Origin of the sequence: Streptomyces sp. 3211.6 (assembly GCF_003634815.1) — a bacterium.
GTDB classification, from domain to species: domain Bacteria; phylum Actinomycetota; class Actinomycetes; order Streptomycetales; family Streptomycetaceae; genus Streptomyces; species Streptomyces katrae_A.
Genome location: NZ_RBXC01000001.1, coordinates 902,544 through 921,534, shown reverse-complemented (window position 1 = coordinate 921,534; position 18,991 = coordinate 902,544). Strand labels below are relative to the sequence as shown.

Here is an 18,991-nt window from a genome sequence, read left to right as displayed (position 1 = left end):
AGGGCTCCACGGAGCATGCCTCGATCCAACGCGCTACGAGAGAGTGAATCGCTAGGGCTTGGACAGCGGAGCGGGCAACCCACCGGTTGAAGAACTTCCACGCTGGACCGGCCACGAGACGTGCGGCTGCGTCTTCCCCCGCACAAGCTCTCTGACTGCGCCCGGCCGGCCAGCCGCAGGCTGCGGCCCATCGCGCTATCACCGTGACCACGCCACTGCCGCGTGTTTCTACAGTGCGGCTGCCGCTGCGAAGCACCCGAAGGCTCTCGAGCGGATGTCATGGTACAGCGAAGGACGAGGTCACCATCAGCGCGCCGAGGACCTGGCATACGCAGCAGCGGCGGCCGGGAATAGCCACGCCCTGCACGGGCTCGGGTTAACCCATCACCGACGTAGCGGAATGGATGGGGCACAAGTCCATCGAGGAGACGTATCGAACCTATCGGCCCCTGATGCCGGGGAACATCACCAAGGCTGCCCGGATTCTGGATGCCGGCCTCGGAGAAGCAGCGTGACACGCCTCTGGAAGCCGCTCCCGACCTCGACGGGGAGGAGTGGGCCGGGGCAGGTCGGACGAGCGCCTTGCGACTTCGCGGCGGTCCAGTTTCGGCGGGCGCCAGGAACCTTGATGCGGCCGAAAGCGCGGATGAAGACGCGGCTGGCCTTTAACCCATCCGCCATGACGCTGGACTGCCGACCGCCGATATAAGTGCGCACCATGGCGGCACCGCAGCCCTTCAGCCGTGCGGAGCTGGCCGACGGGCCTGACCCAGCAGAGCGGCGTGCCGATTACTCCGGGCTAGGGCTGATGGTGCCTCGGCAGCCCAACTTCGGGTATCGGCGGAGAGTCGCCGGTCATGGGCCATAGCGGCGAGCGTCTGCCTTGTGCTTCCTGAGCAGGAGGGATCAAGGACCAGCAGCAGTAGCGCGGCCTCGACTCGGTCGGGTTCCAACAGGGCCCTGTTCCGGGCAAGCGTGGCGAGCACCTGTTCGGCTTGCTCGATGGCACCGACGGTGGCGAGTTCTCTTGCGATCTGGATGCTCAACAGAGGCGGCAAGATGTGGTGATTTGCAGCTAGAGCCTGCAAGGTGCACAGCGCTGTAGGGAGGTGCTGCGGACCGTACTTGTATAGGCGGCGTGCTGCGAGGGCGCGCGTCGTCGGAGGCTCGGATTCGGTGTCGGCCAAGGTCGTTAGGAGCGCCGCTGCTTGAGCTCCAGAGCCTTGCCAATTCAGGTGATTGATGAGGTCTATGGCACCAAAGCGATCAGCCGCGGTTTCCGATGTCCGAACTCGGCTAGACAGCAGGGTTTGGGTGGCCTCGTGCAAGTCGGGCCCGAGCAGGGCGATGCCCTCCAGAAGCCCAGACCACTGCCGCCGGTCCGTTGAGCCTCGTAGTAGCCGTACAAGATCGCGGCAAAGGCGGGCTCGGGCGGAGGGGCCGAGACTGGCCAGCTCGGCCACAACCAGCTCCGTGGGGAGTCCGACCGAACCAGACTCCAGACAGGTGCGCAGGAATGCCTCGGACCGATCACGTACTGTCGAGCTGATACATGCGACCTCGGCGGCGAAAGCCACTGCCCCCTGGGGTGGCTGTTGGGCGTCAAGCCTGTCGAGAACGTTCAGGACGACTGATTCGTAGTCCGGCCCGGCGCCGAGGCGGGCAAGGAGGCTGGCCGCTGCCATTCGGTGCGTGTCGGATGCCGCAGCGGAGCTCGCTATGTGTCCCGCACAGGGCCCTGCCTCCGCCCGATTGTGACTGGCGAGGACTGCGGTCACGGCAAGCGCTTGCGTAGAGCCAACCTCCGTACGAAGCGCAACCTCCTTCAATATGCGGGCCATTTCCTCACGGTCACCGCGCGAGCCGGTCCCCAGCAGGACGCTGGCTGCATTGCACCAGCTTTCGAGTACGCCATCCAGCGAGCCGAGGGCCCTACGCTGCACGTAGCCCACCGCTTCCGCTCGGTATTGGCGGCCCAGCCAGAGGACATTCGTGGTCACCATGTAGGGGTCGGCTGTGCAGCGCTGGGTGAGGAAGGTGGCCGCAGCATCGGCGTCGATGCTCCGGACCGACATCAGAATGTCTTGCCTGCATAGATTCGGTAGGCGCGAGTCCAGCAGAATGCGGCAATGCTGGGCGACCACCTGCTCGCGTAGCCCTGGTTGGTACGAGGCCGCGACCTGCAGCAAGAATCGGACGACGTTCACGTCCCAGATGGCCATCGGCCCAGTCAGTAGCCGCAGCCCGGCCAGCTGGTGCTCAGGCTGAGCTCGCAGCAGCAGCGCGGCCAGGACGGCTCGCTGTGGATGGCTGACGAGAAGGCCGGGTCGGTCATCCATCTGGTGTTGGTGACCAGTGACGGCTTCCAGGAGCCGTATCACCGATGCCGCGTGCGCGGAATGTGGAGGCGCAGGTCGGGTGCCGAGCCACTTCGCGAGCCGCGACCATGCGCTTGCAGCCTGACGTGCGCCAGGTGGGGACTGCCCTCGCAGGATGCAGAACAAATCTGCGGCCACCGCCCGGACTGCTGCTGCGGCCACCTTTTCTTCATCCGCCGTCGGAGAGAGAGACAGAAGCGCAGAGATGTCGACGGGCAGGTCCAGGAGACCTGCCTCGGCGGACCATGGCACCACCTGATCTGAGTCGCGAGGGGACTCCATGAAGCCCGGCGGGGTGCTCAAGTCCTCTGCATATTCCTCCTCGATGGATAGGTCTGCTGGAATCGGGCGTAGATCGATGGGTGAGGGGCCGGCGGCTGGCCTGTGAGGTAGCGAGATCCACCCGGGGGCGTCGCTCAGTAGCTGCTCGGCCATGTTGCGGTGATGCTCGTGGAGGAACGCCTCGTCCTGTGACAGGAAAGTGAGGCTTTCCCTCGCTGCCGGCAAAGCGCCTGCAAACTCCAGTGCTTGAGCCGCCCGGACACGTACTGCACCCGCGAGCTGTGGATCGCAGGCGAAACGGCGGAGAAGGGCGAGGCCGCGGGATCTATGCGGCTCGCCCGAGCGCAGTAGAGCGTGCACGGCGGCCTCGCGCACGACGTCGGGCAAGGCCGCGTTCTCCGCAGCGCCGTGGATCACTCGTTGGAGGGGATGATCAAGGCTGCGCAGCAGACTCAGTGCACCGACCACTTGGTTACTGATCACTTGGTTTACAAACCGGCCGTTGCCGCCGCGCAATGCCCGCCACAGCCAGAAGTCGAAGGTGCGAGCCAGGGCTTCATGCTGACCTGCTGTCGCCCGAACACCACGTGAAACCAGTGCGGCAGCGAGCTTCCGGGCGATGTCGTTACCCGCGAGCAGCCAGTCGAGAAGTTCAGAGGCGTCGCTATTGATCAGTGCTCTGTGGAGGATCGTCCGCTGCGCTGTGAGATCCCCGTCCGTGCACGCAAGGCTGAGGGTTTTCCACCAAATCGGATCGTCGGGATCGAATCGGGACGGAAGGCGGCGGGCGTCGAGTAGGTCGCAGATGTGCTCGGCAAAGGTGTGGTGGGCAAAGATGAGACCTTCGCCGTCTGGCAGCAGCAACCCGGTGGACGTGAGAACTGAACCAACGATTTCGGCCCAGTCCGCTGGTGCCGGAGTGGGAGTGATGCCCCGGTCGGCCAGCCATTGGAGGGCTTCGGACAGCAGAGACCGGGCTTTCAGGGCCAGCGGTGCAAGGTGTTCGATCAGTGCGACTCGTGCTTCGACCAGTTCCTGAGCCAGCTTCTCCGCCATCGGTCGGCCAGCGAGCCGGGACTGCGTGTCACTGAGTAGCTGGCGGGCTCGGGAGTCGTACAGATGGGAGAAGTACCGTTCGTACAGGTCGAAGCGGCTTGCGGGAAGAGGCTGGCTGGGCGCCTCAGCGAACACAACTGCTGCGACCGTGGCAAGGAGCGGGACGGATGCCTCCTCCTCGAGCCGGGATGCGGCCAGCTCGCGAAGGAATGACTCGGCAAGATCCACGTCATCCGCGAACCAGGAATGTGCGAACTGGGCGCGCTGATGATGCTGGAAAGGCTCGATGGCGTAATGCGTGAGCTCCTTGTCACTGTCCCAGGTTCGGCGTTCGTCGTCAGGTAAGGGACGGCTGGTGATCAGAACGTGGTACTCGCGCTCCTCCTCCATGAAGACCCGTAGGCGTTCGATTAGGTCGGCGCGATCTGCTCGCGAGGTGACCTCGTCCAAGCCATCGATGACCAAGAGCCAGCGCGATCCCGGCACGCGCCGTTCCAACAGTCGCGGATCGAGGTCGCGTGCCAGGAACCTCACAAGGCTCGCCCCGAGGGCATCTGACACCGCGGAGAGAAGGCGCATTCCGGGACGGGCTGCCAGATCCCTCGCCAGTAACCGGACGGGCAGGAGGGTAGCGGCAGCGGCGCCATCCCTTGGCAGCACGACGGCTCGGGTCGCTAATTGAAGGGTCAGAGTGGATTTTCCGGAACCTGCAACGCCCGTCAGGAACAGGTGCCGGTGTGTGGCAAGGGCCTCTTCGATTGTCTTCGGTCTCAGGACCACGGGGTCGGGTGCCGCGCCGGCATGCTCGGGGTCGGTGGCCAATGCCGCAGCGGCATTATCGGATGTGGACACCTGCTGGCGTACGTAGACCGCCGAGGGATCACGGCCGTGGAGGCCGACAGCACGATACGGGAAGGCTCGCGCCGCACTGCGCTGTGCGTTGAGCAGGGACTGCACGTCGGCAGGAAGGAGACGTTGCTTTGGACTGTGTGCTAGGCAGCGCTCGGCGATGATGTCTGCCCGGATCGCGTAGCTCTGCCGGGTGATGTCCGCCGTGGTCAGCCGACTGTATGGCAGCGAGTGATGTGCGCTGACGAGAATCCCGACGACTGCCTGCAGCTTTCTGTCCCACAGAGGGCTGCCGCTGTAGCCGGGCTGGACGGCATGTCCCGTGGGGGCGCCGCTGAGGACCAGCCAGTCGTCAGCCACTGCGGACACGTGCACCCGAACAACGGAGGTCGGTTCGCCGCTGCCGAACCAGCTCCATGCCGACTGTCCGAGGGATGGAGCTGCGAGGCGCACTGGCCGTACTTGCTTGGGTAGCGCGTCAGTCACCCGGAGCGTGGCAATGTCTCCACGCCATCGTCTCTCCGTGCCAGAGAGCGTCCCTTCCTCATCGCGGAGAGAACGTGCCGGCCACCATCCGGTCACATGGGCGGAACAGCGTTGGCCGGGAACGGACGGAAAGGCCACGGTCACCGAGTCGGAAGTGGGCTTGTCGCTCGCGAACTGATGCCTGCCCAATGCCATGTTGATGACATGGGCGCAGGTGAGGACGGACACGACGGCGTTCTCGTCGGTGACCAAAACGCCGCCGCCGACTACAGCGCCGTCCGGTTTCAGGAAGGAGACGAAGGCGGTGCGCAGGGAATCATCCGCGGAGACCGGATACATGGCGTCCGCTTCCGTTTCATTCAGCGACGGAGGTGGTGTTGCGGTCGTCGTCGCTGAGTCGCCACGTGGCAGAGACGTTGAAGCTGGCCTCGCCGCCACTCACCACGGCCAGTTTCAGACCGGCGGTCAGCTTGACGCCGAACTCGACTGTCAGCTCCTCGGGCTTCCGTGGCAGACTCCTGACCTGATCGTGCAAACCTGAGAGGACCGGGACCAGTGGAGCGAACGCCTCGCTAAGCGTCCTGCCTGCCTGCTCGACAATGCGGGCACCGAGGCCGACTGCCTCGACCCCGGCGCTGCCGGGGAGCTGGTATTCGGCATCGATGCCGACCTTGGTTTCGTCGGTAGGCCAGACCTCGATGAGCACGGCTTGTCCGTCGGGAAAGTTGAACTCGACGAAGTCGGACATCGTTTCCCCCAAGTGACGCAGCAGCCGTTTGTGGGCTCGTGCCGACGTGGTTCGCCGCTACCAGCCGCGACGGCATAGCCTACCTCGTAGCAAGGTCTGCTCTGCGTAGGACTACTGCAACTGCTGGACGGCCGTGGCCGGTTCGGGGATGCCGCCGAAGCGAGGTGAGAGCAGCGCCACGCTGGGGTCATGCGTGGCATCGAGAGAGTTCCGGCGCGCAGGGCTCGTGGCGAGTCGTGATCCGGACGTGCATCGTGGGCTACTGAACTGTTTGCGCGGACTGGCGAGCCCGTATGCTGTTCTGTCGGGGTGTCAGGTCCTGCGGGCGGGCCGGGGCGCTGCTGAGACTCGATCGGACCTGGACTCGTCGAGGGCTTCGGGGAGCTTCTCGGCTGTGTTGGCACGGCTGTGGTGTTGGAGCCATGCCATTCGTCCGCGTGGGCCTGGAGGACTTCGTCATGTAGGCCCCGAGGTCAGCCCCGCGACCTGCGGTTCTGTGCCGTCAAAGGGCGCTGACCTGCGAGGATACGTCTTTCAGGGGCTTTCACGGGCTTCCCTGTTTATGCCGCTCAAACTCCCCACGGACTCCCCGGGCGGCAGGCAAACTCCCCAGCCGCTCCCCACTAGAGCGACTGGGGGGCGGGGTTGTTCCGCCGACGCCAACCCTTCTAGGCCGCCCCGAGGCCGCAGAGCCCGGCGAGGGTGCTCGGAGACAGACTGCTTGTGAATCCTGAGTCGGGTAGCCGACGCAGGATCGCCTGCCAGAGTTCCGGCTGCAGGCGGGAGTGGGGTCCCTCTGGTGTGGCCCGGAGATCGAGGATGGCCGTCTTGCCGACGTCAACCAGGACGAACTGCTGGTCGCCGCCGTAGGTTTCGTCGGTGTCACCGCGGAACCGAGTGAGATGCAGAGGCAGACCGAACGTCGGGTCCGTGAGGGCGGCGACGATGTGGTGTGGCCCGGGCCCCTGTCCGCGCACGTGGGAGGATCGCAGGACCAGCCGTGCCACGTCGGAAGCGCCGCCGTAGCCATCAAGGAGGAACGTGTTGGACACGGTGTGCAGAAGGGCGGCTCGGCGCAGGAGCCCGCTGCCGAGCCAGGCGCCACGCTGCTGGACCTGCGTGAAGTGGTCGCTGCGGCCTTCCCATTGAGCCTGATGCCCACGCTCGGCATCTGTCCATGCTTTCGGTGAGGACTTCCAGCACAGGAGCGTGGCGTCCGGGTCGATCCACTTGTCGAGCATCATCGCGATGACGCTGCGCCAGAGTCTCGCCGGCAGGCCGGTCAGTCGCAGTCGGGCCGGCTCGCCGAGCACGCGCAGTTCAATTGCCGTCCGATCTCGCTGCGTGATGCGAAGCCCAGGTACACCGTGGACCTCGTTGTCCGATACGTACGCGGGGAGGAGGTTGAAGAGGATTTCGGCCGCCCGCTCCTCACTCTCTACGCGCAGGGCAATGCCTTCAGGCTCTGGGTGCACCGCGGTGATGCCGAGGGGATAGCGGGTGTAGACGTTCCGGAACTCCAGGAGGCCGAGAAGCGCGCGCGCCTCAAAATGCTGCTGAGTCGGCGAAGCGGCCGAGGGGATCGGGGGCCCATCGGGCTCAAGCGACTCAATCGCCCGGCAGGCCTGTTGGACGCTCTCCCCTGTGTAGAGGCGTCGGAGCAAGGAAACGTCTTGGTGCATCGCGCTCATGGGTCTCCTGAACGTCTCGGCCCAGGACGTGCGGAATTGAGATCCGAAAGGATGCGCGGGGGGCTACTGGGGACCGGTTCACCCGAGCGTGGAGAGAAGAAGGGCCGATGCATCTCCGGGGAGCGGTGGTCAGCCGCAGCAGAAATCTAGCGGGCCTCGGAGTCGACGGGTGCCTGCGTGGCGATTCCGGAGGCGCCTTTCACCCGGATGGGGGCCAGTGCTTGCGTTGTCCGCTACGGCTCGTCTACCGTCCGGTCCGGGTGAGGGAACCCTCGTCGTGCGCCTGTACGGATCGATGGCGCAGCGTGTCGAAAGCCCCAGGTGCCCTCCAGTGTTCTCCCGTACCGTGCATGACTGTCGTTCTCGCTGGCAGCAGCTCTTTCCCGCGCTGGGATCCGGCAGCGCACGAAGGAGACTGTCGGGCCCAAGAGCGAAGTGGTCGACCTGTGCCGCCGCTACACAGGGGAAACCTGGGCCGGCGCCAAGGAACGCATTGATCGGCTTCCAGAAGGAAGCCCCCTCATCCCCTCCGCCCGAGGCGATCAGGCGTTCCTCGAAGGACAGGTCCTGCGGGCCTTGTTGGAGTACCACGTACACCACCCGACCGCTTCGCATCGTGCGAGTCATCCCAGACGAACGGCGTCCCGTCATCCGCTTCGCGGCAGACTCCGACCCCGAAGGCCTGGCCGAGCTGATCGCCTGGGGGCTGTTCTCGTCCGGTGGCAAGGACGACCTTCGCGGGATTAGCGGTCTACGCGTGCTCGGCGCCGGCCACGGCAGGCTCGACATCGGACTCCACGGAACTACGGCAAGCCTCCGGCTCGAAGGTGTTCCCGGTCGGGCCTGGAGCCAGGCAGAAGAGATCAGGCACCTGACCGCGGCTGAGCACGGAGAATCGTCCCCCTGCAGGTATCCGGGTCTGACGCCGGAGGAACGGGCTTTCGCGCACGAGCACCGCTGGCATGAAGAAGCCTGGCGGGAGGCAGCAGCCCTCGGAAGTGCCCTGCTGCGCAGGCTGCCGATGTTCCGTTCCGCAGCCAACTGGCTGGACATGGCCGGCTTCACCAAGCACACCAGCACCTACGGATTGCGTCTCACCTTTGCCCGTGCACGCTGGACGGACCACGACGTGATCATCGAGCACCTGACGCACCCGCTTTGTGGAATCGCGGTCAAGGAGGACATGCGCACCTGTGCCTGCGCGTACGGGGAGCGAGGATGCCGAATCTGGTTCGACGGCCCTGAAAGAGCATCAGGGCGCCTCGACTTGCAGATGACGGATGCCTGCGACGACTGCGAGGTCGCCGAGTACAACCAGGTACTCGCCTTCACAGGCAGCCCGAGCGGCGAAATCGTAAAAGTAACCGGCAGCCTGCCGGGCATGACTGCCGAGTGCACCCCGAACTGCCACGGACGCCATGACACAGTCGCACGCCTACGTCGGGTGGCCGCGAGCCGCCGGGAAGAGCTCAACCGTTTCCGGCGGGGGACTTTTGACACCGAGGTGTCCGCCGCGTTCAGCGGCGCGTCGGTGTCGTGGGACGCGGGCGTCCCCGACGGGGCGGAGGTAGCCTCACGCCTTCTTCACAAGCCCGAAGACGCTGATGGAAATAATCCGATCACCGTCTGTCGTTGCAGCCCCGTAGCCGAGGAAGGGAAGGTGTCGGGGCTGAGACTGTTCAACCTCAAGGGTGACGTGACGGAGGTCGTGCCGCGGCTCGCCGAGGTCGAGGCCGATGTGCAGTACCTCGTCGAGGCGCACATGGAGGCCATGCTCGGGGTGACGTTCCTGGCGAGCGAGTACAGCACCGGACCGGTGCACGGAGGTCGCGTCGACTCGCTGGGTATCGACGAGAACGGCGCGCCCGTGGTGGTCGAGTACAAGCGTTCGACTGATCCGGGTGTGACCAACCAGGGTCTGTTCTATCTGGCCTGGCTAATGGATCATCGGGATGCCTTCCGGCGCCTGGTCCGCGACGGGCTCGGTGCACAGGCTGCGGGCCGCGTGCGGTGGAGCGCGCCGAGGCTGATCTGCGTGGCCGGCGACTTCACACGCTACGACCTCCACGCGGTCCGCGAGCACAGGAACTCCATCGACCTGGTGCGCTACCGGATCTTCGGTGACGAGCACTTCGGCATGGAGACCGTCGCTTCGGCAGGCGGGACCCGTGTGCCGGCGAGGGTGGGGCGCCGCCGGGCCACGGCCCGGAAGGGTGCCGAGCGGCCGGACGGAGCGATGGGCGAGATGGCTGCGGCGGTCGACGAGGTGCTGCTCGGGCTCGGCGAGGGCGTCACCAAGGTCGAGAACCAGACCTACACGGCGTACCAGCGGCTGCAGAACTTCGCCTGTGTGTGCCCGCGGAAGAGCAGGCTGCTGGTCTACCTCAAGGCCAGCCCGGCCGAGGTCGAGCTCGTCCCCGGCTTCAGCCGGGACGTGACGGGGCTCGGCCACCACGGCACGGGCAACCTGGAGGTACGGCTGCACACCGAGCGAGACCTTGAGCGCGCCCAGGAGCTGTTCAGGATGAGCTACGCCGCGGCGTAGACGCGCGAATGGCCAGTGCGGCACGCGTCGTGGCGGGTCTGGGGCGTGGTTCTGGCCTTTCGGCGGTGCGGATAGTCGAGTGGCGGTGGGTATTCAATGTCGCGGCGATTCCCCGGTTTGGCTAACCGGGGATCGCCTGCTATACGTACGGCCGTTTGGCGAACGGTTGAGCCTGGCCTACTCGAGTGGGGAAAGGCCGCGCGCCGCCTGGGCTCGGCTCGACGGATGAACGGCTGTGCCCGGGGTCGCGCTATCGGGCCAGGCGTACTCGCTGTACCGGGTGCCGTCGGCGATGTGCTGGAGCGCTACAGCGAGGTAGGGCGGAAGCGGCTGAGGCAGGCTGGTGGCTTTGTGCCACAGCCAGCCTTCGCATTTGTCCGGCTCGGGGTTGCCGATGCTGCCGTGCCAGCGGTCGCTTTCGAAGAAGAACGCGATCCTTCGCGAGCCGGAACCGGTGGAGACGTGGTGCATGAGGTGCACGAAGCGCAGGTGGCCGGGGTCGACGGCGGCGCCGGTCTCCTCGGTGAACTCTCGGGCGGCTGCTGCGCGGGCGGGTTCGTGTTCTTCCATGAGCCCGGCCGGGATCTGCCACATGCCGGGGAAGACCTGTTGCTGTCGGCGCCGGCTCATGAGGATCGCGTCGCCCTGGCGGAGCAGGAGGTGGACGTCGGCGTAGTGGGACGCGTAGCTGCGTGCCAAGGCGGCGGTGTTCTCGGGCATCGTGCTCCTCGTCGGGCCGGTGGGTGGCCTTTGGGTGGTGCGGCGGCATCCCCGCCCGCCCCTGGGCGTGAAGGGCTCCTCTACCTGGCGTTCGGGTTGAACTCTTCGGGGAGGAGGGATCCGGCCCAGCAGTCGCGCAGGCGGCCCTGTGAGGTGATGCGCAGGCGGAGGGTGCCCTCCATCTGGAATCCGGCCTTGAGGGCGACGGCGCGGGAGGCGTCGTTCCCGACGCGGGCCATCCACGTGATGATCGGCAGGTCGAGGTCTTCGAAGCCCCAGCGGCAGACCCAGATGACGGCCTCGGTCGCGATGCCCTGGCCGCGGGCGGACTTGCCGATCCAGTAGCCGATCGAGGGGGCGTGCTTGGGGCGCTGGTGGAGGCTGATTGCTCCGGCCGGCTGGCCGGTGGCGGTGGTGGTGATGACGAAGGTGCTGTGGCTGTCGTGGTGGCGCGCGGTGGCCACGAACTGCTCGGCGTCAGGTCTGCTGTAGGGGCTGGGGACGGTGGTGTTCCGTTGGATCTCGGGGTCCTGGAGTTCGGCCGTGATCCAGTCGATGTCGTCTTCTTCTGGGGCCCGGAGGGTCAGGCGGGCGCTGGTGAGGATCACAGGTGCGGCTCCGTTCTGCAGCGGACAGGCGACGGAGCGTACTGGGGTCGAGGCTGTCGGCGCGGCCCGTTTTTGGCGAAGTCAGGGCACCCGCCCGTGCAGCGTCCCGAACTGGGAGAACGTCAGCCGGCTCGCGGGGAGCAAGGGCGGTGCAGGAAGGCGGCCATCAGCGTACGAATTCTGCGTACCCGGCTCCGGGGCCGGCAGATACCCGACAGGATGGGTCTCATGCCTGATACCCCGATGGTGAACGCCGACCACAGCGCATACGGCCTCGAACTGGAGATGAGCCTGCTGCTCCCCTCCTCCGCGCCGGCCTCCTGGGGGGGCCGCGGTCCACGAGGCGGCCTGCATCCTTGTCGACAAGCCATGGCAACAGGGCAGCGGGGCATCCGTAGACCTGTGCACGCTGTCCCTGCTCCTGTTCGCCCGGACACATGGCGGCGACCGCGTACCCCGGGACGTGCCGGTCACCGAGCTGCGTGAGGCCCTCTCCGGGCCGGCGGATCGGGAGCCGCGGATCGTCGACGAGATCGACCGAGCACTAACCGAGACCGGGCAAGGCTACGACCCCGCCGGTCGGCGGAGCACACCCCTGTGGAGCATCTTCAACGAGGCCCACGACCAGTACGGCGGGCGCATCGGCGCCAGCCTCCTCGCCGACGATATCGAGCCTCCCGGCCCCGGCCCCTCCCCGATGCGGGCCGCAGCCGCACGCCTCGCCCAATTCCTCGACGCGTACCCGGAGCAGGCCCGCGAGCAGGCCATTGCACCGGCGGTCGCACCCGGCCCCCTCATCATCGAGTCCGACCGGATCCAGATCGTGACCGCCAAGAGCCTCAGACCCCTCCGCTGCTCGCAGGACGACCCGGTGCGCATGGTGCGCGTCGACGGCCCCGAGGCGACCCTCGAGTGCGAGCAAGGGCATACCTCGGGGCACTGGGAGCTTGAGGCTGCGCGGGTGAGGATGGCTGCCGCCCAGGCAATGGGGGCCTATCCTTCCGTACAGGGGAAGCACCAGCTCCAGGAACTGCTGGTCGGCTCGACGCAGCTGCCCCGGCACAGCGATCCAAGGCAAGCCAACTGGTTCCTGAGGGAACCGGAGCACCCGATCGTCGGGCGCGACGACATCTTCGCGCGAATCAACCGTCTGATCGACGAGCGGAGCTGACCGACGACCGATGCGACGGCGGCAGGCGCGGCACCTTCGAGGCGCTCCAGCCCGCAGCGGGCGCCTGGTGGAGTTTGAGCCAGTCTGCCCGGAAGCCAGGGTTCGCGTTTGGCCCGGCCGCTAGGTTCTCCGGCAGGGGTATAGGCCCGAGCAGGAGGTTTTCGTGCAGCGCTTCACGCCGCGGTTCCAGGGCAGGCCATGGACCGAGGGGATGGACGTCCTGCATGTCTACCTCACGCCTCGCGCGGGCACGGATGGGGCCCTCTTGGACCTTGCCCATGCCTGCAGGCCTGCGCTCCTGGACTATCCCATCGATCCCGCATGCCCGGCGCGCGCCGGCGACCCGGGCACCTTGCACGTCACCCTGGAGATGGTCGCGGACGCCCCTGCTACAGACATCGGGGTTGACGAGCGCCACGACTTGGTCCAGGCCCTCCGTAGTGCTGTTGCCGACGTGCCTGCGTTCACCACCGAGATCGGGCCCCCGATCGCGAACGTCGCCGAAGTCGCTGCTTAGTCAGCGTGTCCCATTCCCCGTACACCCCTCTCGCAGTGAGTGCGGCAGTCTGTTGCAGCAGGTCATGTCGGATACCTAGGGTCCAACGTCATGCACCTGATCAACTTCTCTGCGAGCGGGTGGGAATCCTGGGGTCTTGATCGGCAGCCGCTGATCCGTGACCGGATGCCCGTCATCGTCGATGACGACCTTCGCTTCGAGGACGCCCCGGGCGTGCCTCGGCCAGCGATGGTCGCAAACTGGTGGCTCCGGGAGCTCCCGCTCGACGGAGCGCCGGCGGAACGGACGTGGCGGAACCACGCGAATACGTTGTGCGAGTGGATGTCCTATCTGCAGGAGCGTGGAGTTCACCCGCTGGGCGAGCGGCGGGAGCTGCGTGCCGCGCTGAGCATGTATGCGGAGTACCGCTTTGCCGGGCCGCTGAAGAAGCGGTGGGACGGCAGCACCTGGAACCTCCATGTCGGCCACCTGTCCGCCTTCTACAAGTGGGCACGTGCCGAAGGGTTCGCGCAGTCGATCCCGTTCACCTACCGGATGGGGAAGCGCGTCGCCGATGGCGTCCTCGTGGATGTCGAGCGGAACCTCGCCCGGGTGCGGAGCCCGCGGCCGCACACCTCGATCAAGTACATGGAGCAGGACTTCTGTGGCCTGTTCGTCCGTGCTCTGGCGGGCCTTGAGCCCGATGGTTCCCCGGACCGGGTCTTCCGGGGCCGTGAGTGTGCGCGGAATGCCGCGATGGGCGAGTTCGTGTTGTCCAGCGGCCCCCGGAGGCAGGAGTTCACACATCTGACGATCTACGAGGTGCCGCCGTTGCCCCGGCGCCGGTCGTCGCTGCCGGTGTTGTTCCCGCTGGGCCGGGCGCTGACGAAGGGCAAGAAGGACCGGACGACGTGGGTCGAGTACGACCCGCTGGCGCGCATGCACCAGTACATCGACCTGGACCGGGCAGCGTCGGCCGAGGGGTTCGTGTGGCGGCCGCCGTGGCGGCTGGGTGAGCCACTGCTCGTGGAGGCGCCGGACTGGGAGGGCGCCACGATCAACGGGGCACGCAAATCGTGGCGGAAGGTGACGCTGCGGGAGCGACTGTGCCTGGTCACACCGGAGGGTCAGTCGCCACTGGTGGGCCTGCAGTCCTCGGGCAAGCCGTTCGTGGACTGGGCTACGGTCTTCCGCCGTACGGCGGCGCGAGTCCGGGAGCGGTTCGAGCCCCGGTTCCCCACGGTCTCCCCGCACCGATGCCGGCACAGCTTCGCGATGGCGACCCTGCAGCGGCTGATCGGCGGCTACTACCAGCGGGCGGCCGAGCTGGTGTTGGCGACCGGTGAGGACGCGGCGCTCGCCCTGTATCTGACCAAGCACGATCCGATGCTGGTGCTGCGGGATCTGTTGGGCCACTCCAGTGTCCTGTCGACGGAAATTTACATCGCGCGCCTGGATGTGACCCGGATCTACCGCGAGGCGTACAGGGAATCCGCACAGCGGATGGGGCTCGACGTGCCGGCGGCGGTCTCCGCCGAGGTGGATGCCGAGTTCGACGGGGACGAGGTGAGCGCCTGATGCCCGCGGTCATGATCGAGGACCCTCTGGCGGTCCGTTTCGTGCTGCGCAACGGCAGTGTGTGGACGGCGGACCTCGCCGGGCTGCCGAACCCGCAGCTCGCCCGTGATCTGGCGGTGGGCCTGGCCGGATGCGCCCATCCGCACGGCGGCATCGGAGCGGAGAACACGGCGAGGAAGTACGCCACCTCGATGCGGCAGATGGTCAAGACACTGTCGAAGACCGGCTTCACCGGCTCCGCGGCGGACCTGACGAAGGCGGTGCTGCTGCGCTACTGGATGTCGGGGACGCACGAGCGCGAGTGCTACACCCGGATGCTGCTGACCGGGCTGGACGAAGAGACCGGGTGCCTACGGCGGGAGGTCCGTGCTCTGCTGGAGGGGCACGCGATCCTTCCGCACCCGCCGACCGGGCGGTACGAGGCGTACACCGACGGCGAGTGGGAGAGGCTGCTCTCCGCCTGCCGGACGGTCATCGAGGACAGCCAGGCTCGGCAGCGGCAGATGCTCAAAGCAGCCGAGACCGGACAGGACCCGCGCGTGAGCCGTCGGCACAGCGAAGCCGACATCGCTTACCTCCTGCTGCGCGATGGCCCGATGTCCGCAACGGCCCACCGGGAGTACATCAAGGGCTACGTGCGCAGACGCGCCGAAGGACCGGATGGGACGTACGCGGCGTTGCGAAGGGTACGCGAGGCGCTGTTCCCCACTCCGCGCGTGCAGACGGCGTATCGGCTCCTGTTCGGCATGTACAGCGGGATCGTCCCGGACGGCATCGCCGACCTGGAGCTGGGCGACATCGAGTGGGCCGGCGATTCGACGATTCTGCTGAGCTACTACAAGGGCCGCACGGGGCCGGAAGGCGCCACCCCGCCGCGCGACGCCGTCCGGCTCCTTCAGCGATGGCTGGCCCAGGCCGAGCCGCTGCGGCGCTTCGCCCCCGAGGAGCTGCGCGAGGCGCTCTGGATCGCCTGCGAACCGCACGGCGTCAACGGGGTGCTGGGGATGCAGAAGAACAACGCACCTCAGCGCGCGTTCATCCGAGATATGGGCCTGCTCGACGACCGGGGCGAGCGGCTGGAGGTGAACCGCAGCCGGATCCGCGCCACCTACGAGGAGCGCCTGGCACGACGGGGGTGGACCGGCCGGACGACGATCGACCCCAACCACACCTCGCGTACCGAGGGCGACCACTACGTGACGCCGACGACACCCGAGCAGCTCGAGGCCGTCGAGTCGATCATCGAGGACGGGCAGGCGGACATAGCGCTCAAGGCACTCCCGCCGGTCCTGCTGTCCAGCGAGTCCGCCGCCGAGGCCGCGCGCACCTTTCCCGAGACGGTCCGACGCCTGGAACTGGACGAGGGGGCGCTTGCCGAACTGCTCGGCGGGGAGAGGGATGTGTTCACCGCCGCGTGCGCGGACCAGCTCGCCGGGCTGCACGGCCCGAAGGGCAAGCCGTGCCCGGCCAGGCCCTGGGTGTGCCTGCTGTGCCCGCTGGCTCTGTTCCTGCCTCGCCACGCGGCGAATCTCCTGCGGCTGAAGGCGTTCTTCGCCCGGCAGTTCCGGCAGATGCCCGTCGAGCAGTTCCTGCGCAGCTTCGGCCCGTACGCCGACCGCCTGGACAACGAGATCCTGCCCAAGCTCGGCCAGCTGTCGCAGGACGCGGTGGCCCGCGCCCGCCTGGATGTGGCCGACGACGACGGCGAACTTCCCTTGCGTCCCGAGGAGCTCAGCGCATGATGCCCCGACCGATAACCGTTCCCCCACCGCGTCGGGCACGCTCCGCCTTCGCCGGGGCCGATGTGTGCGACGTCGCCGGCCTGCGCCTCGCTCCCGGTGCGCGCCGGGTGATCTTCGACCAGGACCGGTGGCGCATGGAGCTTGCCGACGCCCACCGGCAGATACAGCCGTACGAGCTGGACTGGGACTTCGCCCAGATCCTCAATCCCACGTGGCGGGTGGTGGCCAAGGAGATCCTCCTGGGTCTCCTGGCGCCCCAGCACGAGGCGGTGGTTCAGTGCCCCCATGTCCCGCGCACCGTGCGCAGCCCGCGCACCTGCTACCGCTATCTCGTCTACCTGACCTTGTGGTTCAACTACCTGACCAGCTACGGGATTAACTGCCTGGCCGAGGTCACGCAGGAGATGTGCGCGCGGCATCTGGAGGAGCAGTTCTGGTCCGCCCCGTCCCTGGGACTGCCGCGCTGGCGCCTGGAACCGGAGTCCGTGACCATCGTCGTGCGGACGGTGCAGGTGGTCGCCCTGTACGCCGAGCTGTTGTCCACCGACGCCTACGAGGCGGGGTTCGTCCCGTGGAACGGACGGACCGCTGCGGCGGTGGTCGGCGCGAAGCCCCGCGGGGAGAACGCCGTGCCGCCCGTGCCGGACCAGCTGCTGCAGCCGCTTCTGGCGACGTGCCTGTACCTGGTCGACGTGGTCGGTCCGCGCCTCGCCGAGGTGGTGGAGGCCCGGCGGACCCACGAGGCGGCCCGGGCGAAGGGGCCGGTGGCGCGTATCGCCGACGTCCCCCGCCTCCAGGCGCTGTGCGAAGAGTTCCGCGAGCGGGCGGAGCCGCTGCCGAAGGTCGCCGCCAACCAGATCGCCCGGTACGCCGACCGGCACGATGATCTTCTGCGCCCGCTGGCCTGGGGACATCTGGTGAGCCTCGCGGGCTTCCGGAAGATCGCGTATACGGCCAAGCCGCATCTGGCCCCCGCCCTCCTGGAGGTGGCCGAGGACGTGGGCTTCGCCGGGGCCTGGGCACGCGACGCCCCGAGCATCCCCCGCTACGGGGACGACGAGCCAGTCCCGTGGACGGCGCCGCTGGCTGCCGACGACCTGCGTACCGCCGTGGGCAACATGATGGCCGCCTGCGCCGTGGTGACCTCGGCGCTTTCCGGGATGCGTTCCTCCGAACTGCTGGAACTGGAGGTGGGCTGCCGCACACCCGCACGGACCGTGGCCGGCGGCGGCCGCCGCTTCCGACTGTCCGGCAAGGTCATCAAGAACCAGCGGTTCGGCGGAGCCCCGGACGAGTGGGTGGTCGTCGAGCAGGTCGACCGGGCCATCGCCCTGGCCGAACGGCTCGTTGGCCGTCCCCGCGGCACGGCGCTGTTCGGCAACGTCGACCTCACCGTGCGGGTGCGGACGATGCGAGCCTGGCTGGAACGCACCGGTCTGCGCGCACGCTGGGGACTGCCCGTGATTCCGAGCGGGCCGTGCGGCTCCCGCATGCTCCGCCGGACGCTGGCGCTGTCGATCGCCAAGCGGCCCGGCGGCCTGCTCGCGGCCAAGGTGGCGCTGAAGCACATCAGCGTGGCCACCACCGAGGGATATGCCGCGCGCCCCGGCGGCTCCCAGCGCATCTTCCACGCGGAGGTCGAGGCCGCGGAGGAAGAGGAGCACCTGGGCCTGACTGTCCAGGCATTCCGCGACGCCCAGGCCGGGATCATGCCCGCCGGTCCCGGAGCCCGTGGCCTCATCGACGCCTTCACGCACATCGATGGGGAGCTCAAGGACGCCGCCCGCACCGATCCGAAAATCCTTCACGCCGATAGGCACCTGGAGAACCTGCTGCGCAAGCTCGCCAGGACCCTCCACGTCGGGCCGGCGAACTTCTGCTGGTTTAGGGACCCGTCCAAGGCCCTGTGCCTACGGCTGGCCGGAACCCCTGACGCGAAGAGACCGCTGGTGGGGATGTGCGACTCGGCCCGGTGCCCGCAGGCCACCCACCACCCCTGTCACCGTCCGGTCTGGGCCGGGCAAGCCCAGACCATCGACGTCTTCATCACCAGCCCCCGCATCGCCAAGGGCGAGAAGCAGCGGCTCGTTCCCGAACTCGACCGTGCCCTGCGGGTCGTCGCGGAGATCGACGCCGCCGCCCCCGTCCCCGCAGGGAGGAGCTGACCGTGGCCCGCCTCACCGAAACGGACAAGGCCCGTAACGAGGCCGCGATCCGCACCGCCATGGACCGTATCCTGGCCGGCAGTCTCCCGCCCGGCGGCAAAGCCGACCTGAAGACCCTCGCCGCGACGGCCGGCGTCACCCGTACCGGCTTCTACCCGAAGAAGAACCGCGACGGCACCCCCAGGCCCGGGCCCTATCAGCACCTCGCCGAGGAGTTCGAACGGCGGCTGCAGGAACTCCGGGCTGCCGGAGAGATCGTCGACCCGCGGGACGCCCAGGTCGAGCGGCTCAAGCAACAGGTCGACGAGCTGCGGAAGCGGATCGCCACCCGAGGTCTCCCCACCAGGAGCGGGGCAGGTCGACGTCGCCTGTCAGGACCGGTCCGCCGGATTGGAGCGCCGGTTGGGCGATGTACTCGGACAGCTCGGCCCGGTAGACGGCGGCGTCATCGGTCCACTCGGTGACGTCGTGCAGGC

Annotated in this window: 12 protein-coding genes and 1 pseudogene; 8 read left to right on the top strand and 5 right to left on the bottom strand. The window is 67.6% G+C overall.

Annotated elements, in window-relative coordinates:
* Positions 1-380 precede the first annotated feature (380 nt).
* Positions 381-515: pseudogene (locus BX286_RS37370) on the top strand (integrase); the annotation flags it as partial.
* A 222-nt stretch (positions 516-737) separates the two neighbouring features.
* Here BX286_RS37370 and BX286_RS04480 read toward each other — a convergent pair.
* The 3 genes from BX286_RS04480 to BX286_RS04470 all read right to left on the bottom strand — a co-directional run bounded on the left by BX286_RS04480 (position 738) and on the right by BX286_RS04470 (position 7,490).
* Positions 738-5,390 (bottom strand): serine protease, encoded by a 4,653-nt coding sequence (locus tag BX286_RS04480; protein WP_121014587.1) that lies wholly within the window; start codon positions 5,388-5,390, stop codon positions 738-740.
* Between the two features lie 16 nt (positions 5,391-5,406).
* Complete coding sequence (locus BX286_RS04475; protein ID WP_079423985.1) at positions 5,407-5,799, bottom strand: CU044_2847 family protein; 393 nt, start codon at positions 5,797-5,799, stop codon at positions 5,407-5,409.
* Positions 5,800-6,467: 668 nt separating this feature from the next.
* Positions 6,468-7,490 carry a hypothetical protein gene (locus tag BX286_RS04470; RefSeq protein WP_121014586.1) on the bottom strand — a complete coding sequence of 341 codons (1,023 nt, stop codon included), beginning with the start codon at positions 7,488-7,490 and terminating at the stop codon, positions 6,468-6,470.
* 1,660 nt (positions 7,491-9,150) lie between these two features.
* On the opposite strand from BX286_RS04470, the gene BX286_RS04465 reads away from it, so the two are divergent.
* Entirely contained in the window at positions 9,151-10,035 is an 885-nt protein-coding gene (locus BX286_RS04465) for a DUF5655 domain-containing protein (protein ID WP_121017559.1), read from the top strand.
* Positions 10,036-10,212: 177 nt separating this feature from the next.
* Here the strand turns inward: BX286_RS04465 and BX286_RS04460 are convergent, their stop codons facing one another.
* Both BX286_RS04460 and BX286_RS04455 read right to left on the bottom strand, forming a co-directional pair.
* Positions 10,213-10,755: an NUDIX domain-containing protein gene (locus BX286_RS04460; RefSeq protein WP_121014585.1), complete on the bottom strand. Its 543-nt coding sequence runs from the start codon at positions 10,753-10,755 to the stop codon at positions 10,213-10,215.
* Between the two features lie 80 nt (positions 10,756-10,835).
* Positions 10,836-11,363, bottom strand: a complete 528-nt coding sequence (locus BX286_RS04455) for a GNAT family N-acetyltransferase (RefSeq protein ID WP_261993356.1) — start codon at positions 11,361-11,363, stop codon at positions 10,836-10,838.
* Positions 11,364-11,826: 463 nt separating this feature from the next.
* Between BX286_RS04455 and BX286_RS04450 the strand changes: the two genes are divergently transcribed.
* The 6 genes from BX286_RS04450 (at position 11,827) to BX286_RS04425 (ending at position 18,979) form a co-directional block, all read left to right on the top strand.
* Positions 11,827-12,534, top strand: a complete 708-nt coding sequence (locus BX286_RS04450; RefSeq protein WP_121014583.1) for a hypothetical protein — start codon at positions 11,827-11,829, stop codon at positions 12,532-12,534.
* Positions 12,535-12,697: 163 nt separating this feature from the next.
* The gene (locus tag BX286_RS04445) at positions 12,698-13,051 is read left to right on the top strand and encodes a hypothetical protein (RefSeq protein ID WP_121014582.1); all 354 of its coding nucleotides are present in this window, start codon (positions 12,698-12,700) and stop codon (positions 13,049-13,051) included.
* A 90-nt stretch (positions 13,052-13,141) separates the two neighbouring features.
* A complete protein-coding gene (locus BX286_RS04440; protein WP_187344086.1) occupies positions 13,142-14,608 on the top strand; it encodes a site-specific integrase in 1,467 nt (488 codons plus the stop codon).
* Positions 14,608-16,350 carry a hypothetical protein gene (locus tag BX286_RS04435; RefSeq protein ID WP_121014581.1) on the top strand — a complete coding sequence of 581 codons (1,743 nt, stop codon included), beginning with the start codon at positions 14,608-14,610 and terminating at the stop codon, positions 16,348-16,350. Before BX286_RS04440 ends, BX286_RS04435 begins: the two co-directional genes overlap by 1 nt.
* A complete protein-coding gene (locus BX286_RS04430) occupies positions 16,350-18,515 on the top strand; it encodes an integrase (protein ID WP_148710254.1) in 2,166 nt (721 codons plus the stop codon). Before BX286_RS04435 ends, BX286_RS04430 begins: the two co-directional genes overlap by 1 nt.
* Positions 18,516-18,517: 2 nt before the next feature.
* Entirely contained in the window at positions 18,518-18,979 is a 462-nt protein-coding gene (locus BX286_RS04425) for a hypothetical protein (protein ID WP_187344085.1), read from the top strand.
* Positions 18,980-18,991 lie beyond the last annotated feature (12 nt).